19 protein-coding genes and 1 tRNA gene are annotated in these 24083 nt (G+C 70.0%); 8 read left to right on the forward strand and 12 right to left on the reverse strand.

Annotated elements, in window-relative coordinates; translation table 11 throughout:
• Window positions 1–42 precede the first annotated feature (42 nt).
• The 4 genes from AB0G08_RS06045 (at window position 43) to AB0G08_RS06060 (ending at window position 3846) form a co-directional block, all read left to right on the forward strand.
• Window positions 43–660 (forward strand): DUF6461 domain-containing protein, encoded by a 618-nt coding sequence (locus tag AB0G08_RS06045; RefSeq protein WP_358083805.1) that lies wholly within the window; start codon window positions 43–45, stop codon window positions 658–660.
• A 947-nt stretch (window positions 661–1607) separates the two neighbouring features.
• Complete coding sequence (locus AB0G08_RS06050) at window positions 1608–2144, forward strand: nucleoside monophosphate kinase (RefSeq protein ID WP_358083808.1); 537 nt, start codon at window positions 1608–1610, stop codon at window positions 2142–2144.
• A 285-nt stretch (window positions 2145–2429) separates the two neighbouring features.
• Window positions 2430–3095: a Type 1 glutamine amidotransferase-like domain-containing protein gene (locus AB0G08_RS06055; RefSeq protein ID WP_358083811.1), complete on the forward strand. Its 666-nt coding sequence runs from the start codon at window positions 2430–2432 to the stop codon at window positions 3093–3095.
• A gap of 127 nt (window positions 3096–3222) precedes the next feature.
• On the forward strand, window positions 3223–3846 hold the full coding sequence (locus tag AB0G08_RS06060; RefSeq protein WP_358083813.1) for a hypothetical protein: 624 nt from the start codon (window positions 3223–3225) through the stop codon (window positions 3844–3846).
• A gap of 236 nt (window positions 3847–4082) precedes the next feature.
• On the opposite strand, the gene AB0G08_RS06065 is transcribed toward AB0G08_RS06060, so the two are convergent.
• The 4 genes from AB0G08_RS06065 to AB0G08_RS06080 form a co-directional block, all read right to left on the reverse strand.
• Window positions 4083–4289, reverse strand: a complete 207-nt coding sequence (locus AB0G08_RS06065) for a hypothetical protein (protein ID WP_358083816.1) — start codon at window positions 4287–4289, stop codon at window positions 4083–4085.
• On the reverse strand, window positions 4286–4873 hold the full coding sequence (locus AB0G08_RS06070) for a hypothetical protein (RefSeq protein ID WP_358083819.1): 588 nt from the start codon (window positions 4871–4873) through the stop codon (window positions 4286–4288). The genes AB0G08_RS06065 and AB0G08_RS06070 overlap by 4 nt, the downstream gene beginning before the upstream one ends.
• 8 nt (window positions 4874–4881) lie before the next feature.
• A complete protein-coding gene (locus AB0G08_RS06075; RefSeq protein ID WP_358083822.1) occupies window positions 4882–5445 on the reverse strand; it encodes a sugar O-acetyltransferase in 564 nt (187 codons plus the stop codon).
• Between the two features lie 243 nt (window positions 5446–5688).
• The gene (locus tag AB0G08_RS06080) at window positions 5689–6507 is read right to left on the reverse strand and encodes a GNAT family N-acetyltransferase (RefSeq protein WP_358083824.1); all 819 of its coding nucleotides are present in this window, start codon (window positions 6505–6507) and stop codon (window positions 5689–5691) included.
• Window positions 6508–6811: 304 nt separating this feature from the next.
• Between AB0G08_RS06080 and AB0G08_RS06085 the strand changes: the two genes are divergently transcribed.
• Window positions 6812–7570 (forward strand): methyltransferase domain-containing protein, encoded by a 759-nt coding sequence (locus AB0G08_RS06085; protein ID WP_358083827.1) that lies wholly within the window; start codon window positions 6812–6814, stop codon window positions 7568–7570.
• 403 nt (window positions 7571–7973) lie between these two features.
• Here the strand turns inward: AB0G08_RS06085 and AB0G08_RS06090 are convergent, their stop codons facing one another.
• Entirely contained in the window at window positions 7974–10133 is a 2160-nt protein-coding gene (locus tag AB0G08_RS06090) for a hypothetical protein (protein WP_358083830.1), read from the reverse strand.
• A 55-nt stretch (window positions 10134–10188) separates the two neighbouring features.
• Window positions 10189–10315 (reverse strand) — tRNA-OTHER (locus AB0G08_RS06095).
• A 126-nt stretch (window positions 10316–10441) separates the two neighbouring features.
• Here AB0G08_RS06095 and AB0G08_RS06100 point away from each other — a divergent pair.
• Complete coding sequence (locus AB0G08_RS06100; protein WP_358083833.1) at window positions 10442–11254, forward strand: hypothetical protein; 813 nt, start codon at window positions 10442–10444, stop codon at window positions 11252–11254.
• A gap of 45 nt (window positions 11255–11299) precedes the next feature.
• Here the strand turns inward: AB0G08_RS06100 and AB0G08_RS06105 are convergent, their stop codons facing one another.
• The 5 genes from AB0G08_RS06105 to AB0G08_RS06125 form a co-directional block, all read right to left on the reverse strand.
• Window positions 11300–12013: a hypothetical protein gene (locus AB0G08_RS06105; protein ID WP_358083836.1), complete on the reverse strand. Its 714-nt coding sequence runs from the start codon at window positions 12011–12013 to the stop codon at window positions 11300–11302.
• A 179-nt stretch (window positions 12014–12192) separates the two neighbouring features.
• Window positions 12193–12438, reverse strand: coding sequence for a hypothetical protein (locus tag AB0G08_RS06110; RefSeq protein WP_358083840.1), 246 nt, complete (start codon window positions 12436–12438; stop codon window positions 12193–12195).
• 159 nt (window positions 12439–12597) lie between these two features.
• Window positions 12598–13545 carry a carbohydrate ABC transporter permease gene (locus AB0G08_RS06115; RefSeq protein ID WP_358083842.1) on the reverse strand — a complete coding sequence of 316 codons (948 nt, stop codon included), beginning with the start codon at window positions 13543–13545 and terminating at the stop codon, window positions 12598–12600.
• Window positions 13542–14513: a sugar ABC transporter permease gene (locus tag AB0G08_RS06120; RefSeq protein WP_121398025.1), complete on the reverse strand. Its 972-nt coding sequence runs from the start codon at window positions 14511–14513 to the stop codon at window positions 13542–13544. Before AB0G08_RS06120 ends, AB0G08_RS06115 begins: the two co-directional genes overlap by 4 nt.
• A 129-nt stretch (window positions 14514–14642) precedes the next feature.
• Entirely contained in the window at window positions 14643–16007 is a 1365-nt protein-coding gene (locus tag AB0G08_RS06125) for a hypothetical protein (RefSeq protein WP_358083845.1), read from the reverse strand.
• A 226-nt stretch (window positions 16008–16233) separates the two neighbouring features.
• Between AB0G08_RS06125 and AB0G08_RS06130 the strand changes: the two genes are divergently transcribed.
• Window positions 16234–18735: a hypothetical protein gene (locus AB0G08_RS06130; protein ID WP_358083848.1), complete on the forward strand. Its 2502-nt coding sequence runs from the start codon at window positions 16234–16236 to the stop codon at window positions 18733–18735.
• Window positions 18736–18806: 71 nt separating this feature from the next.
• Here the strand turns inward: AB0G08_RS06130 and AB0G08_RS06135 are convergent, their stop codons facing one another.
• Window positions 18807–21860, reverse strand: a complete 3054-nt coding sequence (locus AB0G08_RS06135) for a glycoside hydrolase family 38 C-terminal domain-containing protein (protein ID WP_358083851.1) — start codon at window positions 21858–21860, stop codon at window positions 18807–18809.
• Between the two features lie 192 nt (window positions 21861–22052).
• On the opposite strand from AB0G08_RS06135, the gene AB0G08_RS06140 reads away from it, so the two are divergent.
• Window positions 22053–24038: a hypothetical protein gene (locus AB0G08_RS06140; protein WP_358083854.1), complete on the forward strand. Its 1986-nt coding sequence runs from the start codon at window positions 22053–22055 to the stop codon at window positions 24036–24038.
• Window positions 24039–24083: the final 45 nt, after the last annotated feature.

Below are 24083 nucleotides of genomic sequence, written 5' to 3' on the forward strand. Positions count from 1 at the left end.
GCCAGTCTGCTGAAGTGACCTCGGACGCTACGGGAGGGTTGGGTGGAGGCCGCGCGCCCGTCGGGAGCGATCGACAATGGCCGCATGCTCTCCGACGTTCTTGCCTACTACAAAGACCTCGAGACCACTGGACTGCCGGTGGCGATGTGCTGGACGGTGACACAGCCGCTCGGCGCTGCCCTGGCCCTCGAGGACGTCGCGTCCCGACTTGGTGGCGACCCCGACGATCTCGAAGTGCTCGACCTGTCCGAAGCGTACGAGATCGGCCCGAACGACGGATGGGTCCTGCATCTCGATCAGGCAGGCCCCGCTGTCACCATCTTCGAAAACAACGGCTTCCAGGGCACCCGCCCGGAGGTGCTGCGGGCGCTCAGTATCGACGCGAAGGTTCACAGTGCCTGGTGGGATGTCGACGCGATGACACGGTTCAGCTTTGCGACACAGGGCGAGCTCATCACCGCGATGGAAGCTGGATGGCCATGCGCGGGAGTCAGACCCGACGCGCTCGACGCCGAGCTTGCTGATCTCTACGACGCCATGCGGACTCCCGGTCTGTGGGTGGCAGGGATGCTCGCTGCCGTCGAGCGCCGTACCGGTATCCGTCTTGATCGCGACTGGTTCGATCGCCCGCACGAAGCCATCGTGATTGCTCGCACGTGAACCAGAACGGCCACCGGCAGTGCCGCGCGCCCTTCCGCTGATCAGAAGGCGTTCTGACACGGACACCCGCCGGCTAGGCCTTCGAAGATCACAGATGACACATGCATCCGCTTCTGCCGCAAGGGCTCGTCACCGCAGGTGACGTCGGTGCCGGTCGCCGACGTCCGGACGCGCCAAGATCCGTTGCTCGAAGGTTGGGGTGGAACCAGCGGAGGCGGCATCAGGTCTCACTGACGTGAGAACCCGATTTCGACCTGCCTCGGTACTGATGTGGACATCCTTGGCGGCCCTGGCGGCGGGATGTGGAAGCACCACAGAACCACAGACCTCAAGGCCAGGTCAGACCTCTTCGCCCAATTCGAGTACATCGGCTCCGATGGCTACGGATGGCGATGCCGCCATCTGGAGTCTCGGTCCGGACCAGAGCCTTCAGCGATCGTCCACGAGGGTTACTGCCCTCGTCTCGCGACTGGGCTGTAACAGCGGGATCACGGGGCAGGTCTTGACGCCGGAGATTCGCACGAGCGAGTCCGAGATCGTCGTGACCTTCAGCGTCGCTCCGAAGCAGCCTGGCGGCGCAAGCTGCCCCAGCAACGATCAGGTGCCCTACGAGGTCGTGCTCGGCGAGCCATTGCGGAACAGAAGACTGGTTGATGGCCAGTGCCTGCCTGGCGGAGAAGCGATCACCACATCCTTCTGCGCCACTGGCCCCACGCGATCCAGTCCATGAGCCCCATCGGGGCGTCTCCTCCTGGAGTCCCGCCACGCACTGACATGCCGCCAACCGCGCGTTACACAGTGTCACCACACTCGGTCGAGGCGGCGCCCGGGGGCGTGTCGAAGCAGTAACGTATGGCACCCGCATCGTCGCCCGGATTAGCTTAGCGCCGGAGAACGTAGGCGAGTGTCGATAATCTGCGCTCTCTGGATTTTGAGAGGGTGGAGGCGTGCGGAAGATAGCTGTCATCGCCGAGCCCGGCGTGTTCGACGCTTGGGGCGCCGTGATGCAGCTCGGCGATGCCATGGGGCTCCAAGCACACAACGTGGGGGACCTCTGCCGAGCGGCAGTGCAGGGTGCCACGGCGTGGGGCTGGCGGTTCGCGAAACACATGCAGGCCGGCGAGCTGGTACCGGACGAGGTGTTGGGCGAGTTCGTTGCGTACACGTTGGCCGGGTCGCCGGGCTGCTGGCTGCTGTTCGGCTACCCGCGCACTATTCGCCACGCCGAACTGCTGGCCGAACACGGTCACGCACCGGATACCGTCATTCAGGTGATGCTCGATGAAGGCCGCGTCGACCAGGACTGGCGGCTGGCCGCGAAGCGCGACCAGATCCCGCAGATTCTCGCCGAGCACCGGCTGCGCATAGCTCCCGTGCGGGCCTTCTATCATGCGTCCGATACGTTTCACGTAGTACAACAGCCTGCATCGATCGAGGATCTCGTTGCCGACCTGCGGGCAATCGTGTCCGGTGCGAGGCAATAGCCGTCAGACTCCAGACGGTGTACTGATCTGCCGCGAGTCGCACGCTACGCAACGTCACGATGCTTGGTCGGTCGGCGTCCCGTCGTGCCGATGAGCGGCCGTCGCGACAGGAGCATCCGGCGCGTCTCGGTCAGGGGCATGTGCTGTGCGAGGTAGGGCCGGATGCGGCATTCGCCGCAGCAATTTCAGGGGCCTCCAGAGGCAGAGGCCCGGCCTACGATGGGTCCGGGATCGGTCCCTAACCATTAGGCGCATTTGCCCTCCGCTCACGAACTTGGAGGTACCTTGAAGCTCTTGCTTACGTCCGGCGGTGTCACGAACCCAAGCATCCAGTCGGCGCTCCTGCAGCTTCTCGGTAAGCCGGTCTCCGAGTGCCGCGCCCTTTGCGTCCCGACGGCACAGTGGGGTCACCCGATGTGCGGACCGGCATCGGTGCGGGGCTTCTTGGCCGCCGACCCTGCGCGCGATTGGCAGCACCTGTCCGGCCTGGGTTGGGCTTCGCTCGGTGTCCTCGAGCTCACGGCGCTGCCCAGCATCGGCGCAGAGCGATGGATTCCCTGGGTCCGGGAGACCGATGCGCTGCTGGTCGACGGTGGCGACGCGACATACCTGTGTCACTGGATGCGAGAGTCCGGGCTGGCCGATCTGCTGCCCTCGTTGCCCGACACCGTCTGGGTGGGGGTGAGCGCGGGAAGCATGGTGATGACGCCCCGGATCGGGTCGTACTTCGTCGAATGGCGGTCGGCGCCGGACGACCGAGCTTTGGGAGTCGTCGACTTCTCGATCTTCCCGCACCTGAACCACTTCCCCACGAACACCCTGGCCGACGCCGAGCGGTGGGCGGCCGGCATCGGCGTCCCGGCCTACGCCATCGACGAACAGACGGCCCTCAAGGTCGTCGACGGCTCCGTCGAAGTGGTTTCTGAAGGGCAGTGGACGAAGTTCGGGTGATTGCCAACTCGGCGGCCATCCGGATCTGCCGCCGACCGGGCGCGGGGTTCTCTCACCGTTTGCCCGACGGGCTGCGCCGCCCCCTCGTGCCGAGGGGCGCGTGCCTTGCCGGGATAGCGTTGGTGGCGTGACGGAGCCTGACTACAGCCTCGCGAAGATCGCCGTCCTTGAGTTCGACGACTCCGTACGCAAGCAGCCCGGTATGTATTTCGGGGTAGGCAGGGAAGATCCTCGTCTGGCGACTCGGGTGCTTTGCGCGGTTGTGGGGCACGCGTTTCATCCGCCAACCAGGGTCGCCGCGAGTCACACGCCCGACGTCGTGGCGGAAATCACTGCTGATCTGGTCTTCTCGGTGACCGACGACCAGGCGGACATCTTGACCGGGCGGGGCATGCCGAAGCTCGGCTACTACGACTCTCTCCTCGCCTGCGACCGATGGTCGAGCGCTGCGGCGGCGGCCGTGAGTGCGCAGACCGTCGTCGAAGTCTGGCGACATGGGCACGGCTTTCGGCAGAGCCTCATCGGCTTACGGCCGGTCGAGCCACCTGCGGAGTTCTCCGCTCCCGCCGGAGCCGGCACCCGTGTGGCCTACATCCTCGATCCCGCCTACTTCGGTTCAGCCGCGATCACCACCGATCTCGCCAGCCTCGACGTGCACGGTCCGCACTGCGCCAACACCACCGGGCCCGGCAAGGTCGTGGTCCGAGACCGCAGAGAGCGGGGCCGCCCGCACGAATACCGGTGTGCCTGACTCGGGCATCCGGATCTGCCGCGGACAGGTCATCGCAGTGCGGAGACCGAGCGGACGGGAGGCGGCGGAGCGGGCCCAGCGGGCCGCCGAGTTGTTGACCACCAGACGTCGTCGGACACCATGCCTCGCATACCCCATCAGTCAGCTGAGCCGAGCACCTGCTTGATCTTTCGGCTGGCGTAGTGACCGAAGGCGTGGTGTCAGCCCAGCCGAGCTGCCACCGCGCCGTTTGTTGGTCACCCGACGGCCGACGGGTCCGCAGACGCATCTTGGCGGACGTACTCCCAGACCGGTTCGGAGAGATCCTCATCGGATCGCTTCTGTCCCACCACCTCGTACCAGGCAAGGTTCTCGATCCAGAACCGGGCCACGATGCCGATCAGAATTGACCAGGCCGCCAGTCGGCGCAAGAAGGGATCGAGGGGTGGCCGACCGACCTTCACGCCGGATCGATGTTCCACGCCCGCGGCAGATCGCTACCACAGACATAACAGACGAAGTCGCCGTCTTTGACCACGCTCAGCTCGGCACAGTCCAGGCAGCGACGAAACACAAACTCGGACGTGAGCCGCCCAGGATGATCAAGTCCTGCCTGGTGCAGTGCTGCAGCCACCGCCGGCCAGCAAGACGGATCGGGACAATAACCCGTCGACTGGTTGCTGACCTCGCTGACTGACCATCCATCCGGACGCCGCACGAAGGCGATCTCTCCGGCTGCGAGCACCTCACCGCCCGCAGCGCATGCCACGTGCTCACTGCGTCGAGCCGCAAGCCGCAGTACGCCATTGGCATCCACCACATAGGTGAACGGCTCCGCCAACTCCCGGGCATCCACCGAATCCACCCAGGAGCTGAACTCCTTCGCCGACCGGATCAGCCGGCCCTCGCCACCCTGCAACGCGACCGACGCTATGTCCGCAGGCCCGACATAGCGATAACGCCGCCGATCACCAATCACAGCCTGACCGTAGGCCAGAACCGCGGAGTCGAGTGCCCGCTCACCACCGAGATGCAGCAAGGCGAGCAACGCAGGCATCAGGAGGCGGCGGGCGGTGGCTTCAGACGCTTTCGCTCGACCACGCTCGTCGCCGTCACCACAGTCAGCGGCGGCACGTCCTGCGCGACGACGGCGCCCGCGCCGACGACCGAGCCGCGACCGATCGTCACCCCAGGGGTGACCGTGGCGGCGGCGCCGATCCACACGTCATCCTCGATGACGATGGGCGCGTGCGTGATGAAGTCGTACCGTTCGTCGAGTTCGACGGGGTGCCCGGCCGTGCTCAGGGTCACCCGGGGACCGATCATGACGCGGTCACCGACGGTGATGCCCCCGTAGTCGAGGAAGAAGCACCCCTGGTTGATGAACACGCGCTCGCCGAACGACGCGCCAAGCCCGTAGTCGCAGTGGAACGGGGGCAGGATGGACAGGGAGTCCGGGATCGGTGCGCCGAAGATCTCGGTCAGGAGCGTCCTGCGCCCTTCGAGGTCGTCGAACGGCAGCGCGTTGAGGCGCGAGGTCAGGTCCATGACGAGCCGTACGCGCTCCGCGAAGGCTCGCGACTCGGGCGTCCGTGTCCGTAGGCGTTGCTGGTTGCGCACGAGGCCATGCTGGCACGGCGGGTCGGGGACCCGGTGAAGAGCACCGGCAGGGGGAGGGCGTCGCCACGTACCGATCCGCGCGGATCGGTACGTGGCGCAGGAGCGACGGCCCAGCGAGCGGTCCTGCCCATCAGCGGTCGCTTCGTGGTGCCGGGAGAACTCCGCCTGCTTCGCCAGTGCAGTGAACCGCGGAGATGGCCCGGGCCTTGGTCGGTGACCTCGGCCCGGGCGCTGTGACGGACCTCAGTTCAGGGCGATGTAGAGCCGTTGACCGGCAGGTCGGTAGCCGGCGCGCTCGTAGATCCGCCACGATTCCTCGCCGGAGGCCTCCAGCCAGGCGATCTCCGCGCCTGCCGTGAACAGGCGCCGGGTTGTCTCGGCGGTGATCGCGCCCGCCAGTCCCCGGCGGCGGTAGGGCTTGCGGACGGCGATGCCGGCGACCTCGCTCACCGCGCCGGTGGGCGGGGCCGCCCCGCCACCTCCTGCGCAGGTGCCGTCGTCAGTGACGGCCATGACGGCCACCCCTCCGGCGCCCTGCTGGTGCCGGAGGCGGGCCACGTCGGCCTCGGAGGCCACCGGGTCGCCGCCGAAGGCTTCGTTCTGCGCGCTGATCAGCGCGGCGCGCTGAGCATCGGTGCCCGGTTCGTGCAGACCGAGGTGGTCGAGCGTGGGTGGTGCCTTCACTGTGTCGGGCGTACAGAGCAGGTAGGTGTGCCGGGCTTCCACGGTGAAGCCGGCGGCGGTCAGGAGTGCTTCCAGGCTGGGGGCGCAGCTGGTGACGTACTCCAGGCGGGGTTTGCGATCAGCCGCCTGGAAGGCGGCGACCAGGGCGGTGACATCGGCCGCGGTGATGGCGGCACCGGGACGCGGCGTCGCGTAGTTGATGTAGGGACTGGTCGTGGTCGGATCCATCCCGATCACGAACGGCCCCACCTCTACGGGCGCGGGTCGGTTGGACAGGTTGGCGACGACGGACTGCTGGATGCGGACATCCATGATCAACGTGAACCTCGATGCAGGAGAGAAGCTGCGGTGCGCGGACAGAAACGTTGGACCGCTCATCCGTGATGGAGCCGCGCGACGATCATTCGTCGCGTCGTCAACACTCAGGCGGCCGCTCGGCCTACCCGGATCACAGGCGTCATTCCCTCATGCAGAGTGCCCACGCCGATCGCGTGGCCGGCTGCAAGGTTGCCGCAGCCGGCTCGGGCTTGTCAACCCGCTGTCACTGCCGCGTCCGCAGCTGCCGCCGACCGCGCGTCACCCGACGGAGCCCCTGTCCATGGATGGCGGTGCGCGGTCGTGCCGACGAGCGGACGCGACGCGGCCACGCAAACCGGTTGACGGCGCCGGCAGGATGCTCGGTGTGCGTACGTTCAGTGACCTGGTCGATGAGGCCGCCGCAGCGGACGTGTCCGGCTGGGACTTCGCCTGGCTCGAGGGCCGGGCAACGGAAGAGCGGCCGCCGTGGGGGTACTCGCGGTTGATCGCGTCCCGCCTGCCCCACGTCACCTCGGCCCTGGACATCGACACCGGTGGCGGCGAGATCATCGCCGGGGTGCCGCACCTACCGCCGAGAATGGTCGTCACCGAGGGCTGGCGCCCGAACGCCGAGCGCGCCCGTCGGGCGTTGTCGCCCCGCGGTGTCGAGGTCGTGCCCGTCGAGCAGGGCCGGCCCCTGCCCTTTCCCGATGCCAGCTTCGATCTGGTGACGAGCCGTCATCCGGTGGACCCCGACTGGAGCGAGATCGCCCGCGTGCTCACCGATGACGGCACGTACCTCGCCCAGCACGTCGGGCCGGCCTCCGCGTTCGAGCTCATCGAGTTCTTCTGCGGCCCGCTGCCGCGGGAGCGGCTCGGCCGTCAACCCGATCGTGAGGCCGCGGCCGCGCGGGCGGCGGCGCTCGAGATCGTGGACCTGCGCACCGCTCGTTGCCGGATGGAGTTCTTCGACATCGGCGCGGTCGTCTACATCCTGCGCAAGTGCGTGTGGTGGGTGCCCGACTTCACCGTGGAGCGGTACCGGGGCACCCTCGAGCGACTGGACGCCCACATCCGCCACCACGGCGCCTTCGTGGCCCACTCGACGCGGACCCTCGTCGAGGCCAGACGGGCACCCCGCTGAAACGCTGCACCGGCTCGTCGACCCGGACGCGGTGGGCGCTCGCATCGTCGCCTCGACCGCACGTTGGGACCCCCCCAGCCGACTGAGGCCGACACGCGTTCATGCCGATCGTGCGCGCCGGCCGCCCGATCGAGATGGTCCTGTCCGTCCGTCTGGTCGATCGCTACGTCACCGGCAGTCCTCACCTCACGGCGCGCGCATCCAGCACATGCGTTCTGAGTTCCCCTTCCGGGAACGTGGCCGAAGGATCCCGGTGGCTCACCCCGGGTGGACACCGTGACCGGCGAGCGGCAGGCGAGGGCCGAGGAGAGCGCGGGCGCTGAATACCAGTCCTCCGCTTGCGCGGAGGTACCGAATCGAACGGAATAGCAGGAAGCGCCCGCATGGCCTCGGCTCTCGCCGCTCACTCAGGGATCAGCTCACTGAGCCGATCAAGCGTATACGCCTCCGATCCGTCCGGCAGGTCGTCGGGCGCCTCGATGCCGATGAAGGTGACCGGCTCGTCCGGCAGCCGGCCGTTCCACATCGTCACCTCCGCCCGCGCCCGCCAGCGGTCGACAAGGTAGGACACGGTGAGGTGACGCCGCTCCATCAGCGCCCGTACCCGGTCGGCCGTGGTGAACGTGTTCTCCTCCACCCGGTTGAACGACGGCGTACCCCGCAGGTACAGGTGCAGCCACACGGCCTGCCAGCCATGCTCGCTCCTGGCGAACACCATCGGCAGCGCGACGCGACCCTGGCCGCGCAGGTGCGAACGCGCCCGCACGGTCCGTGCATCGAACGGGGCGCCGAGCTGGTCCCGTGCGCGGGTCTGGTATCCGAACATCGACTCGGCGACCTCGTCGAACGACTCGCCCGAATAGATGTTGACCTGCGGGACCACATAGTGCCCGCGGGCGGTCAGCGGCACGTCGATGAACTCAGTCGCGCCGTTCGTCGCGTCGGTGATGTCACCGGAATGCACCACGCCGTCGTGGCGGTAGTTCGTCCACGACACCTGGCCCGCACTGTGGAACGCGTCGTCGAGCAGCAGCACCGACAGGTCGTAGTCGGTGCGACGGCTGCTCTGGCGCCAGTACGTGAAGAAGCGCAGCAGCTCACCGGAGACCGATGCCCGCGAGCCTCTCGGCAGGACCGCGAAACCGTCCTCGGTCGCCTTGCCGGACAGCGGCAGGGCGACGTCGAGCACCTGCGGGTCCACCACCAGCGGTCGTGCCGACTCCGGCAGCCGGGCGCCGATCTCGGCGTCGAGCAGCGACGACAGCTCGGCCACCAGCCCGGCCGGCAGTGGCGGCCGCTCGTCGGGTCCGACCCAGGCGTTGCGCGAGCGGCTCGCGTACATCCGGGCGGACGCGGGCGTCAGCCGGTTGTCGACGTGCTCCCGCAGCGAGAGAAGCACCCGGCCCGACGCCGAGCCGAGCGCACCGGTGACCGCTTCGACGACGGCGGTGCGCTCCGATGCCGGCGCCAGCCGCAGCAGCCGGTCGGCGGATCGCAGGAGCAGGCCCGGCGCAGCCGACAGCACCGACGCGGCGCGACCGACGGCTCTGGCGCGGATCGCCGCCTCCGCGCGGCCGGCGATGGTGCGCACCCGCCGCTCGCCACGCGCGACCGCGAACACCTCCTGCGCGTGCGGCCACTGGTCGTACTCGTGCGGGTGCAGCCGTTCCCCGAGCCGCTTCCACCGCTCCGCGTAGCGCACGACGTCACCGAGCTTCTCCGGACTCGCACCGACGACCTCGTTCAGCGCGGCCAGCAGCATCCGCCGCTCCGGGCGCCGGAAGGCACGCAACCGCGTGGGCGTCGCGAGCGAGGCGTCCCCACCGGAGACCTGGCAGGCGAGGCGCAGCACGTCGGTCGTCGTGTCCACGCCGACCAGCGGCCGGCCGAGGACGAGCCGGATCCCGTTGAGCACGGCACGGTTCTCCCGCACCGGAATCTCGGCCGGCTGCGCGCCGTCCACGCAGGCGACCGCCAGTTCGCTGAGGATCGCGAGGTCCGCCTCGCCGTGTGGCGTCGCGCTGCCGGCCAGGGCCAGATAGAGCCGCGCCGCCTCCACGTCGGCGGTGTCGCCGAGACGCAGCAGGGTTACCCGGTCACCGGCTGCGGTGACCAGGTCGTCGTGCGCGGCCAACAGCTCGGCGTAGGTGTGCTGGTAGGTCCCGTAGGCCGGCAGGTCGAGCAGGTTCACCCCGCCCGACGCGACGGCGTCCCGCAGCTGCTCGTCGGTCGCCGTGCCGCCGCCGGTGAGGATGGCCGCCCGTAGCCGGTCCGTCCAGAACTCGATGGTGTCCGGCACGCCGTCGGGGAAGCCGATGAAGTAGGCGTTGTGCTGGACGTGGTCGCCCACCAGCTCGCGTACCGCCGAGACGACCGTGGCGGCGAGGTCCATCGCCGGCGCGGGGGCCAGGGTGCCGATGTGTTCCAGCAACGCCCGCGACGCCGAGAACCCGACATCGAGCAGCGCCGCGTCCAGTTGCCGGGCCACCGGTGTGCCGTCGCCGGCCGGGCCGCTGCTGGCCGGCACGCGCAGGGTCTTCTGGATGATCAGCTTCTCGAGCACGTGGTCCTCCGGTCCGGTCGACTCCGGCGGTTGCCGGCGTGCAGCCGCGGCACAGTGGGTCGCCGGGGACTCGAACCCCGAACCCTTCGATCCAACAAGGAGAAGGAAGCGCTGCCATGACCGCACAGGCGGAGAGCGGACGCGCTACTCAGTCGAATGCTCTGCCATTGAGCTAGCGACCCGGATGTCGATCATCGCATCGGCCGAGTCGGCATGGCTATCGGGTTTCGGAGTTCCAGAGGCGTGACGAATCCGTTGCAGGACAGGCTCGACGGCCCGGGTTCCGTCACCCCCTAGAGTTCGACCTCATGGGCTGGTTCGGGACGCTGCTGCTGGCAAGACCGACGACCGCCACGCTTGCGTCGCAGCCGGGGGTGCGCGAGGCGTTCGGCTCTTGCTTCGCCACGCCGACCCCCTGGGGCAACAAGCTCGGGCTCTACGACCTGGGCCAGGGCTGGCAGCGGGTGGGAGTCACGCCGTTCCGCACGGAGCGGCTGCGGTTGTCCGCGGGGGTGGAGGGTCTCGCGGCGGTCACGGCGGCACCAGCGCTGGCGGCGTACGTGTCCAACAGCGCCTGCGCCCACCTGGAGTGCCGGACGCCGGCGGGCCGCAGCTTCTCGCTGCACCTACCCGACACGGACGAGCCGTGCGGGTACCGGCACCCGGAGGGCAGGCCCGGGCGGGTCGACCCCGACGTCGCGGTGGAGGCGTTGCGTGGCTGGGCGGTGGAGGCAGGCCGGACGCCGTCGACGGACGCCGTGGCGGCCGTCGTCACCGGCCGCGAAGGCGACCTGCCGGTGATGCAGGACGCCGTGTTGATGCTGTTCGCGGGTCTGGGTTTCACGTCGGAGGCTGAGATCCCGCCCGTCGTCAACCCCGACGACCCGGCGTTCGGAAACTACGAACTCGTGGTGCGCATGGCCGACGTCAGGGCGGCTGGTGAGCAGTACATGGCGAGCAGAGGGTGGCCGCTCGACGATGACCAGAAGGCGACCCCACAGGACCTCGACTACCTCCGCTTCCGGGACCTGCTGTGGAGTTCCGTCTACGGCGGGGGAGCGACCCGGGACGAGTTGGTCGCGCAGTACCGGCAGTTGGCCGTGCGATGGAAGAAGCACTGACCTTCGCCCGGTCCCGCTGCTGCTCGGTCACCACAAGCGGTGTCTTCAGACCAGGAGACGCTCCCGCATCCTCGCGCCCAGGTTGATGGCACCCACGGCCCGGGGGCCGGCCGGATCGTGCACGTGGAGGGTGTTGTTGCGGCGCATCAGCTCACGGACCGCGGGTGGCAGCCGGGGCGGGTCGTCCATGGCCGCGAGGATCTGCCCGGCGCTCGAGATCAGTCGATCCGCCAGGGCGGCGGCGTCGGTGTCGATCCGCACCCGGCCGTACTCCCAGCCGGCGGTGGTGAGGTCGAGCACCTCGAAGACGTGGGTCACCAGCGGGTGCGGGTCGGTCACCCGGTCGAGCCGGGACGCCTGGCTGCCGACCACCGCGACGGCGGCGGCCACCTGGACGTACGGGTGGAAGCCGCTCGGCAACGCGAACAGTGGCCAGCGCAGCGCCGGGCCGGCCTCCACCCACAGCGGCCGGTAGTTGCGGCGGTGCACCAGGAGGCGCCGGCCCGTCCGTCGGTGTATCTCGTGGGCCTGGGACTGTAGGTCAGCGTAGGCCTCGTCGGCGACCTGGCTCACTATCCGGGCCGCCACCACCAGGCCGTCGTCGCCGGTCAGCATCCCGGTGATCGCCTCGACCTGCTCGGGAAACCGGATCTGCGCGTGGGCGCCGTACCGGTGCTGGACGTCCCGTAGCAGCGCCTGCTGTCGTCCCGGGTCGAGCTGGACCCGCCCGCCGCCCAGCAACCGCTGGAACCAACGCATTTCGCCTCGTTTCAGCAGAGCCGTCCCGGACTGGGGCAATGCTAGTGCGTCGGACCCCTCTCGTGTCCGAAGGGGTGGCTGAGCGATCCCTCGACCGTGATCGCGCCGTACGCAGACGGCGAGGGGGTGCGGCATGATGCTGGGGTGCGCGCGGAGAAGGACGACGCACAGCCTCGCGATCAGAGCAGCTCGCCGGCGCAGGATTCGTGCTCGCCGCAGCCGTAGCAGGTGTACCGCATGCAGCCGGTGCAGATTCCGAGGTTCTCCAGTCGGTACCGGTCATGGCAGGTCGAACAGGTCTCGCGGCGGTTGAGCATGGCGTTCCAGCCGGCGGGCCCGCCATTGGACTCGTACGAGGCGGTGACGAATTCGGCAAGCCCGGCGTCGTACGCCGGAGCCGTCGGGTCGCCGATCCGGTAGTTCACGCTCCAGCAGCGCACCGCGAAGAACGTCGTGCCGGTGACCAGGAAAGCGGTACCCAGGCTGTCGCCGCCCCGCCCGTCGCTGGCTCGGCGCGACCCCAGGGGAAGCGACGACGCGGTCGGGGCCCGGCTCCGCGCCGGGCCCCGACCGCGTGTCGGGGATCAGCCCTTGCGTCCCTGGGTGGCGACGCCTTCGATGAAGTACCGCTGGCCGAAGCTGAACAACAGCAGCATGGGCAGCGTGACGAGCAGCGAGGCGACCATGACGTACTGGTAGTCGCCCTCCCCGCCGGCCGTGGGGCTGTACTTCGTCATGGCGTACGCGATGCCGAGCGGAGCGGTGAAGTCCTCCATCGACTCCCCGTTGAGATAGATCAGCGCGCCCTGGAAGTTGTTCCACGCCGCCTGGAACTCGAACAGGAAGACGATGACGAACGACGGGATGGACAGCGGCATGGCAATCTTCCAGAACAGCTGCCAGTAGTTGGTCCCGTCGATCCGGGCCGCCTCGAACAGTTCCCGGGGCAGGCTCAGGTAGAACTGCCGTTGCAGGAAGATGTAGAACGCCGAGCCGAACAGGTTGGCGCCGAACAGCGGCACCCAGGTGCCGAGGAAGCCCGCTTCCTTCCAGATCAGGTACATCGGGATCATCGTGACCGCGCCGGGCAGCATCATCGTGCCCAGGACCAGCCCGAACAGGAGGTTGCGGCCGGGAAAGCGGAAGTAGGCGAAGCCGAAGGCCACCATCGAGCTGGAGATGGCGACCGTTACCGCGGCGAGCAGTGAGATCGACACACTGTTGAACACCCAGTGCAGCAGCGGCAGCTCGCTCCAGACCTGGACGTAGTTGTCCCACCGCCAGGTCTCGGGGATCAACGAGTTGTCGAACACCTGGCTGGCCGGCTTGAGGCTGGCCGCGACCAGCCAGACCAGGGGATACAGGAACAACGCGGCGAACCCGACGAGCAGGAGGGTGAGCAGTACCCGCCCGATCGTCCACCTCGTGGGTCGGCGCCCGGGATCCCGTCGCCCTCCGGGGGGCGCGGCGTCCACGGCCTGGGCCAGGACGGGGGCCGCGGTGGGTGCGGTGCTGGGGCCGATTGTCGTCACGACCGCTCTCCCTCGTAGTACACGAAGCGGTTGCCGACCTTGACCTGGATGAAGGTCAGGATCATCAGGATGACGAAGAGCAGCCAGGCCATCGCCGCGGCGAAGCCGAAGTTGAACTGCCGGAACGCCTCCTGGAACAGGTAGACCGCGTAGAACAGCGACGCCTCGGGCGCCACGTTGTTCTGGTCCCGCCAGAACAGCAGGTACGCCTGGTCGAAGACCTGGAAAGCCGCGATGGTCAGGATGATGACGTTGAAGAACATCGCCCCGGAGATCATCGGCAGGGTGATGGAGAAGAACTGGCGGACGGGTCCCGCCCCGTCGAGCGAGGCGACCTCGTACAGGTCACGCGGCACGTTCTTCAGCGCGGCCAGGAAGATGACCATCGTGCCGCTGACCGTCCAGAGGGTCATGAGCACGATCGACGGCTTGACCCACGTGGGGTCGACCAGCCACTGCGGGCCCTCGATGCCGATGAAGCGCAGGCCCTGGTTGATGGCGCCGGTGTTGCCGTTCAGCAGCAGGAAGAAGATCGACGCCGTGGCCACCGCCGGGGTCATCTTCGGCAGGTAGTAGACCGTGCGGAAGAACCCCGCGCCGCGGCCCACCCGGTTGAGCAGCACGGCCAGCAGCAGCGCGAAGCAGATCTCCAGGGGTACGGCCAGCACGGCGTAGAACAGGGTGTTCGCCAGCGACTTGGCGACCTTCGGATTCTCCAGCAACGCCTCGTAGTTGCTGGTCCCGGTCGGTCGGATGACGTTCGTCGCCAGGTTGTACTTGCTGAACGAGATGACCAGGCTGTAGATCATCGATCCGGCGGTGAAGACGAGGAAGCCGATGATCCACGGCGAGATGAAGAGGTAGCCGGCCAGCGCCTCCCGGCGGTTGTACTTCCTTCCCCGGCCCGGCCGTTTCCTGCTGCTGTCGCGAGTGCCGTCGCCGGAGGGTGCGACGGTGGTACTTGTCATCCAACGCCTCCATGGTGTGCCGGGTGCCGGAGATTCCCGGGGTGGATCGCAAGATCTCCACAATGCGGCGTGGCGGGCTCCCGCGCCATGCGAGGGCCCGCCACGCCCCACGAGGAACGTTGCTGGCGGTCAGCCGCCGGTAACGGTCTTGTACGCGCTCATCGATGCCGTCTGGGCGTCGGCGAGCGCCTGCTGGGCGGGCTTGCTGCCGAGCAGCGTCGCGGTGACGGCGTTCAGCAGCTCCTGCTTGATCTGCTGGCCGGCCGGCGAGGCTCCCACGCTCTTGCCGGCGCCCGCGACCTCGTAGTACGTGCTGATCACCTGGTCGAAGCCGGCGTCACCGCTGGGCTTGACGAACTTCTCCCGGATGGCCTTGTCGGACACCGGCGACCCGGTGAACAGGCCGGTGTTGATGGACTTCTTCTCCTGCACCGTCTTGGCCCGGGCCTCGGCGGCGGCGTTCCAGGAGCCCTCCTCGGTCAGCGCGAGCGCCCACTTGCAGGCGGCCGAGGGGTTCTTGGCCTGGGCGGGGATCACGAACGAGGTGCCGCCGGCCTGGGTGACCGGGTTGCCGTCCTTGCCCTTGAACGGCACGGCGCCCAGCTTGATCTTGTCCTTGTACGGCGAGAGGACGTTGGGGTACCACTGGGCGTCCACTTCCGCCCCGACCTGGTTCTGGACGAACTGGTTCTTCTCGCCGAACATGTCGAACGAGTCGGTGAAGCTCTTGTACTTGGCGAACCCGCCCTGCGCGTCCACGATCTTCTTGAGCAGCTCGAGCGCGGCCACGTTGTTCGGGTCGTCCAGGGTGGGCTTGCCGTCCGCGTCGGCGAGCTTGCCGCCCATGCCGACGAGCCAGAGATTGATCTGGCCGGTCGCCTGCGGGTTGAACCCGAGCGTCGTCGGCACGCCGTTGCTGGCCTTGTACATCTTCGCGACGGCGGCGAGCAGCTTGTCGGGGTTCGACGTGTCGATGTCGGCGTCCTGCACGCCCGCCGCGTCCATGGCCTTCTTGTTCAGGATGATCGCCGCCGGCTGGTAGAACTGCGGCACCGCCCACATCTGGCCCTTGTACGTGACGTCGTTGGCCACGGACGGGTACCAGCGGTCCTTGGTGACCTTGTTGACCTCCAGGCACTTGTCCAGCGGCTGGATGAGGCCCTGGGCGGCGTAGGTGAGGACCAGCTCGCGGTCCATCTGCACCACGTCGGGGACGTTGCCGCTGGCCTGACGGGTGGTGAACTTCTGCGCGTCGAAGCCGGTCTGGTCCATCTCGATCTTGACGCCGTCGAGCTGCTTCGCCGCGTACTCGATCCGGGCCTTGCCGACGTCGTCGGCGTTGTTGAAGCCCCAGGCACTCAAGGTGCCGGTGGGCTTGGCGTCGAAGTTCGCGGCCTCGCCGCCGTTGTCGCCTTCGGACGAGCCACAGGCGGCAGTCGCGACAAGTGCGGCGGCGACGCCTGCGGCTATGAAGGCAGCTCGCCTTTTCCTCATCTGGGTCCCTTCGACGGCGTGCGGGGCCGGCAGGGCCGGCCCTCAAGAGGCTGAAGTCAGCATGGAATCCGTACCAGGCGGGACCGTATCCGAACGTGACACCGGACACAAGTGGAGAATGTTTCCATTAGATATCGGCCCAGGTCAGCGGCAAAACTGGGGTTGTCAGACTGGCCGAAGTGGAGTTGGATCCGGTGTGACAACGATGCCACAATTGGGGGCCTGAGTGCCGGCCATCAGCCAGATCCTGCTCATCGGACATACCCACCACGACGTGGGCTACACCAACAGCCCGCGGCTGCTGGACGACCAGCACCGGCGCGTCGTCGCCGAGGTGCTGCGGCTCTGCGAGGCGTACCCGCAACCGGGCCCGGCCCAGTTCCGCTGGACGTTCGAGGTGGCCCGGCCCGTGCTGCGCCACCTCGCCGAGACCGGCGAGGCCGAGGCGGCGCGGCTGCGGCAACTCGTGCACGAGGGGCGGGTCGCCGTGACGGGTGGCTACCTCAACATGACCCAGTTGCCGTCCGATGCGGAGTTCGGGGCGGCGTACGACGCGCTCCAGGCGCTGCGGGCCGCCGGGCTGCCCGTCCGCACCGAGCAGCACGGCGACGTCAACGGGATCCCCTGGGGCGCCGTCGACGCGATGCGCCGGGCGGGGATGTCCCGGCTCGTGATGGCGCTCAACCCCGACCACGGCCGGGCGCCGTACGAGCAGCCGACCGGGTTCTGGTGGGAGGGTCCCAGCGGCGACCGGGTGTTCGTGTGGCTCTCCACGCACTACGGCATCGGCGAGGAGTGGGGGATCGTCGACGGCGACGTGGTCGCCGCGCAACGCCACATCGCGGCCTTCGTCGAGCGACTGGCGGCGCGCCCGGACTACCCGTACGACGTCGCGGTGGTCCACGCGGCGAACGACAACCGCTGGCCGACGCCGTTGTTCCTCGACGTGGTGCGGCACTGGAACTCCGTACCGGGCAACCCGCCGATGCGCACCGCGACCATCGACGAGGCCCTCGACCTGCTGGAGTCGCAGGCCAGCCGGGCGGACGTGCCGGTCGTACGCGGCGAGTGGTCGGACTGGTGGTCGCACGGCCACGGCTCCACGGCCCGGGAGGTGGCCGTCTACCGGGAGGCCCGGTCGTTCGCCCGGGCGGCCCAGACGAGTCTCGGGCTGAGCATGCTCAGGGGGGACGGCGAACCGGCCCTCGCCCACGTGCTCGGCTACCGGCGCGGGCCGACGCGGCTGCGCGACGAGGACGAGTTGGTCGCCGACCTGGCCAGGGTGGACGAGGACCTGCTGCTCTTCGGCGAGCACACCTGGGGCTCCTGGGAGACGTACTCCAAGCCGCACTCCACCTTCAGCCACTCGCACTGGAACGCCAAGGCGGGTTTCGCGTACCAGGCGTACGACCTCGCGCGCGACCTGGCCGTCGAGGGGATGTTCCGGCTTGCGGCGAGCGGCGCGGGCCCGGCCGACGCGGCGCCCGTGCCGGCCGCGGGCGACGGGATCCTCGTGGTCAACCCGACCGAGCGGGACCGGACCGAGCCCGTCGAGGTCGAGCTGGACACCACCCGCCGGTGCCGGCTGGTCGCCCGGGCGCCGGCCTTCGGTGTGGCCATGCTGCCGCCGCCCGCAGCGGCGTCGACGGCGCGGCACGGCCGGGAGATCGCCAAGGGGCCGTACCGGGTGGTGGTCGATCCGGCGCGCGGCGGTGTGGTGTCCCTGGTCGACCAGCGCGACGGTCGCGAACTGGTGGACACCGCCGTGCCGCACGGGCTGGGCGCCGTCGTGATCGAGAGGATCCCCGCCGGCTGCGAGCACCCGATGGTGGTGCGCTCGCCCAAGGACTTCCATCCGGACCACCCGGGGCCGGACTTCGAACGGCTGGTCGCCCGGGGCGAAGACGAACCGACCATCGCCGAGTCGGCCGAGCTGGCCACCATCACGTGGCGGGTCACCCCGCCGGATCTCCCGGCGGCCACCGTGGCGCTCACCCTCTACCGCGACGTCGACGTCGTGGACCTCGACGTGCACCTGGTCAAGCCCGCGCGACTGGAACCGGAGAGCATCTTCGTGGCGTTCCCGTTCGCGGTGCCCGACCCGGAGTTCCTGCTGGAGACCACCGGCGCGGTGTACGCGGCCGAGACCGAACAGCTCCCGGACACCAGCAAGGACTGGTACTCGGTCCAGCACGCCGTCGGCGTGACCAACCGCGACCACGGCATCCTGTGGGGCAGCTTCGACGCGCCGCTGGTGCAGGTGGGCGGCTTCCACACCGGGCGGTGGGCGCGGACCCTCGCGGTGGCCGGTGGGCAGGTGAACAGCTGGCTGATGAACAACCTGCACTTCACCAACTTCCAGGCGAGCCAGGACGGGACCCGGCGGTACCGGTACCGGTTCGCCGCGCGCCCCGGCCCCGTGACCCGCGAGCAGGTCCGGGTGTACGGCCGGAACCTGCTGGAACCGCTGCAGGCGCGGCGCTACGCGGGACCTGTCGCCGTGGCGGGCGGCAGCGGGCTCCGGGTGGAACCGGCGGACCGCCTGCTCGCCGAGGTCCGGCCGGCCGGCGGGCAGGCGGTGCGGGTACGACTGCGCAACATCGGCGCCGAACCGGTGACGGCCACCGTCGACTGGGCCGGCCCGGGGGTGACCGGCGGCGGCCCGGTGACCGTCGCCGGCCACGGGGTCGCCGACGTGACGCTGCGCCGCGCCGACCCGCCGTCCTGACCCCAGCGACCCGGGCGTGATCTTCGCTGACGGACTCAGCGAAGATCACGCCCGGGTGTCACCACGCTCTCTCAGGCCCGCGCCGGCCTGAGCCGGAGCGTCACCACCTGGAACGGCGTCAGGGCGAGGTGGACGGCGTCGCCCTCGACCGTGATCGGGGCCAGCGCGGCGACCGACTCGTCCACCCGCTCCAGCAGGTCGACCACCCGCGCCTCGGCGAGGTCGAACGAGGTGCGCAGGCGGGCGCGGGCGCGCCCGCCGAGCGACTCGTACAGCCGGACGATCACGTCGCCGGAGCGGTCGTCGGCCAGCTTCACCGCCTCCACCACGACGGCCGGGTCGCTGACCTCGATCAGCGGGTCCACCGGGTGCCCGCCGGTGCGCCGGCGCACCGGCAGGTTGGCCCGGTAGCCCTCGCGTACCGCGTCCTCGATCTCCGCCCCGCAGACCAGCGCGTAGCCGAAGCGGTGCGCGCCCCGGTCGGTGTCCGGGTCGGGATAGCGGGGGCCGCGCAGCAGGGACAGCCGCACGGTGGTCGGCTGCGCGCCCTGCGCGTCACCGGGCGGCCGGCGCGTCACGTCGTGGCCGTACGTGCCGTCGTTGACCAGCGCCACGCCGTATCCCGGTTCGCCGACGTGCAGCCACCGGTGCGCGCAGATCTCGAAGCGCGCCGCGTCCCACGAGGTGTTGGTGTGGGTAGGCCGCTGAAGGTGGCCGAACTGGATCTCCGAGCTGGAGTGCGGGGCCTGGACGTCGACGGGGAAGGCCACCTTGAGGAACGTCTCCCGCTCGTGCCAGTCCACCTCGGTCTCGAACCGCAGCACCCGCTCCCCGGCGGCGAGGGACACCGTCTGCACGTACGCGGAGTTCCGGTCGTTGCGGCTGATCCGGACGCGGACGCGCCGGGGATCGTCGGCCTGGACCGTCAGCCCGGTGACCTCGGTGAGGTCGTGCCGCCGGTTGCGGTAGAACTCGTCGACGTCCCAGGCGTCGAACTTGTTCGGCAGGTCCGGGTGCAGTTGCAGGACGTTGGCCGGGGCGCCGGCCGGCAGCACCTCCCGGTCGGCCACCAGGTCGCGGATCGCCGCGACGGTCCCGTCGGCGGCGATGCGCACCCGGAGCAGGCCGTTGTCCAGCACGGTGCCGTCCGGGCCCGTCCGCACCGACACCCCGTCAGCGGCGACGTCGGGCGCGGTGCCGTCCGCGCGGGTCGTCGCGATCCCGAGCGCCGGCACGCCGGGCCGCGCGTGCGGCGCGGCGTTGGCGACCAGCGGCACCGAGCCCGGGCCGGTGAGCGCCGCGAGCGCCGCGTCGATCAGCGTCTCGAGGCGGTCGGCCAGTCTCGCGTACGTCTGCCGGGCCTCGCGGTGCACCCAGGCGATCGAGCTACCCGGCAGGATGTCGTGGAACTGCAGCAGCAGGGTCTCCTGCCAGATGGCGTCCAGTTCGTCGTACGGGTACTCGTGGCCGGTCCGCGCCGCCGCCGTGGCGCACCACAGCTCGGCCTCGCGCAGCAGGTGCTCGGTGTGCCGGTTGCCGCGCTTCATCGCCGACTGGCTGGTGTACGTGCCCCGGTGGTATTCGAGGTACATCTCGCCGTTCCACACGGGCGCGTCCGGGTACTCGTGTTCCGCCTCGGCGAAGAACTCGGCCGGGGTGCGGATGGCCAGCCGGGGCGAGCCCTCGAGGTCGGCGACCCGGCGGGCGATCTCCAGCATCTCCCGGGTCGGCCCGCCGCCGCCGTTGCCGTAGCCGAACGGCAGCAGCGACGCGGTGGAGCGCCCGTGCTCGGTGAAGTTGGCGACCCCGAACGCCAGCTCGCGCCCGCTCAGCTCCGAGCTGTACGTCTCGGCCGGCGGGAAGTGGGTGAAGATCCGGCTCCCGTCGATGCCCTCCCACCAGAAGGTGTGGTGCGGGAAGCGGTTGGTCTGGTTCCAGGACATCTTCTGGCTGAGGAACCAGCGGAATCCGGCGAGGCGGGCGAGCTGCGGCAGGGACCCGGAGTAGCCGAACGAGTCCGGCAGCCAGACCTCGCGTGGCTCGACGCCGAACTCGGCGGCGAAGAACCGCTTGCCCTGGGTGAACTGGCGTACCAGGGCCTCGCCGCCCGGCATGTTCGTGTCGGACTCCACCCACATGCCGCCGACCGGCAGGAACTGCCCGCTGGCCACCTTCTCCGCCACGCGGCGGTACACCTGCGGGTGGTGCTCGCGCAGCCAGGCGTACTGCTGGGCGGAGGAACAGGCGAAGACGAGCTCGGGGTACTCGTCGGCGAGCGCCACGACGTTCGAGAAGGTGCGCGAGCACTTGCGGATCGTCTCGCGTACCGGCCAGAGCCAGGCGGAGTCGATGTGCGCGTGACCGACGGCGGTGACCCGGTGGGCGCTCGCCGCCGCCGGGGAGGCGAGGACGCCGGCCAGCCGCTTGCGGGCGGCGGGCGCGCTGCCGGTGAGGTCGCCGAGGTCCAGCTCGTCGAGCATCAGCTCCAGGGCGCGACGGATCTCGTGGTGCCGCGGGTCGGTCACGGCCAGCTCCAGGGCGAGCTGGTGCAGCACCTGCACGTCCAGGACGAGCGCGTACACCTCCTCGTCCCGCATCGCCAGTTCCGCCCGGTCGAGCCGGTAGAGCGGCGTGTCGGGGGCGGTCTCCCGGTCCCCGAGCTGCGTGACGGTGCCGTCGAAGCGGGGGTTCGCCGCGGCCTCGACGTACACCTCGACGCGCTCGCCGCCGGCCGCCTCCCGCGCCACGGGCACGTACGCCGTCCGCGGCTCGATGCCCTTGATCGGCGTGCCGTCCGCCGTGTACGCGAGACCCTCCGAGCGGAAGCCGGGCCCGGCCCGTTCGAAGCCGAGATCGACGATCAGTTCCACCCGCCCGCCGCGCATCCGCTCGGGCACCTCGCCGGTGAACCGGAACCAGGTGGTGCTCCAGGCGGGGCCCCAGAACTGGCCCACGGTGAACGGCGCGTAGGGCAGCGCCAGCCCGACATCGGCGGGCACCGGCTCGCCGGGCAGGTGGGCCGCCTCGACGGTCACGGGTTCGACGTCGCGGTAGATCGCGGGGATCAACCGTTCGAGCAGCACCCGGTCGATCCGCTGGGTCAGGTTGGACAGAGAGCGATGCATCGGGAAGCTCCCGGGGGGGGGGTGAGCGGCCGGGGCCGCTTGTGGGAACGAATCCACAGACGCAACCACACGCTTTTTGCTCGTGTCAATGCGTTCTGTCCGTCCGATCCCTGGCCCAGTAGGGGTACTTCCGCTATCTTGGCGGCTCAATAGTGGTATCGATCCCAGAGAGCGAAGGATGTGCACGCCAAGGTGACCGGCCCCCTGCCCGCTGCGGTCGCAGCTCCCACGCCACTGCGCAACACGGCCGGTCAGACAGTCGGCTCGGCGCCCGGCACGGTCGACGTCGTCTGGGCCGACGGCCGTGCCGAACCGGCCGCCGACGGGCCGTTCACGGCCACCGTCGACTGGGCGCCGCCGTCGGCCACCGGGCGACGGAACGTCCGGCTGACCGTCGAGTACCGGGGCGAGACGGTGGTGGACGCGGGAATCCGGTACCGGGTGGACCTCGCCGCCGACCCCGACCCGCCGTGGTGGCTGCTGCCCGGCGCGTTCTACGGCGAGAACCGGCCGGCGGACTGCCTACGGGTGTATCCCCGGTTCGCGGTCGACGGCGTCGACCACGCCGGCATGGTGAGCGACCACTGGGAGTTCCGGGCCGACCGGGCGGCCACCCCGGCGGTGTTCGGCTGGGCCGGCGAGGGCGGCGTCGCCCTGGTCGCCGACGAGACCACCGCCCTCGGCATGACCGGGCTGGGGTTCGGGCACGACGCCGGGCGCGGCCGCGGACACCTGCACCTGACGTTTCCGTTCCGGGAGGCCCCGGTCAGCTACGACGGATCCGCGGTGCCGGGGCCCGCAGAGGTCAGCACGCACACCTGGCACCCGGGCGAGCGGGTGGAACTGGAGTTCGCCGTCTACGCGCTGGACCGGGACCGGCACGGCTACGCGGCCGTGCTGCGCGAGGAGCACGCCCGCCAGGCCGCGGCCGCCCCGCTGCGGCCCTGGGTCGACGTCACGCAGGCCGCGACGCTGGCCGCCGAGGGGTTGCGCCGGTGGCACTACGCCGAGCCCGGCGTGCTGCTGGAGACGGTCGCGTTCGACCGGGGCATCAGCGGCCAGGACGGGCTGCCCGTGGACCGGCAGGCCATGCACGTGGGCTGGATCAGCGGCATCCCGTGGGCGTACGCGCTGCTGGCACACGGCCGGCGGGTCGGCGCGACGGCCGACGTCACGGCCGCGGAACGGGTCATCGACTTCTGCTGCGCCGAGCTGTCCCCGTCCGGCACCTTCTGGGGCGTCTGGTACCGCCACCGGGGCTGGTCGCAGAGCTGGTCACCGGTGCCGCACACGCTGCACTCGCGCACCCTCGCCGAGGCGACGCAGTTCCTCGTCCGGGCCCTGGAAATCGACGGCGACCCGCGCGGTACGCGGCCGGCGTGGGTCCACGCGGTACGGTCCAACCTCGACGCGGTCGTCGCCCGGCAACGGCCGGACGGCAACCTCGGCTCGACCCACCACGCGCTGACCGGCGAGGTGCTCTCCTGGGCCGGCTGCGCGGGACTGGCCTGGGTGGGCGCGCTGGCCGAGGCCGCCCGCTGGGACGGGCCGGACGGCGCCGGGGGCGCTTACCTGGCCGCCGCCGTCCGGGCCGGGGCGTACTACGCGCCGTTCGTGGAGAGCGAGTTCCTGCACGGCGCGCCGGAGGACGTGGACCTGGCCCCCACCTCGGAGGACGGCTACGTCGCCGTGATGGCGTACCTGGCGCTGCACCGCCGCACCGGCGAGCGGCGCTGGCTGGACCTCGCCCGCCGCGCCGCCGACTGGACGCTGACCTTCCGGTACACGTACAACACCGCGTTCCCGGCCGGCACCCTGCTGCACACCTACCGGTTCGCCACCCGGGGGGCCGACAACGCCTCGCCCTCCAACCAGCACCTGCACGCGTACGGGCTGATCTGCACCGCCGAGTTCGCGGAACTCTCCGCCGCCTGCGGCGACCCGCACTACGTCGAGCGTGCGCGCGAGGCGCTGGCCTGCTTCCGCCAGTTCGTGGCGCGCTTCGACGGCGACTTCAACGCGTACCGGGGAATGGTGAGCGAGCGGTACTACCAGACCGCCTGCTTCCAGCCGAAGGGCATGCTGCTGACGCTGTCGCACGCGTGGAGCGTGGGAGTGCTGCTGCTCGCCTGCGAGCAGGCACTGGCCGACCCCACCCTCCTGGTCCCGCCCCGCTGACCCCGCCCCGGACGCGGGGGGCGGGGTCAGCGGGGGAGCGGTCCC

It is taken from the genome of Micromonospora sp. NPDC023644 (genome assembly GCF_040640115.1).
Lineage (GTDB): Bacteria > Actinomycetota > Actinomycetes > Mycobacteriales > Micromonosporaceae > Micromonospora.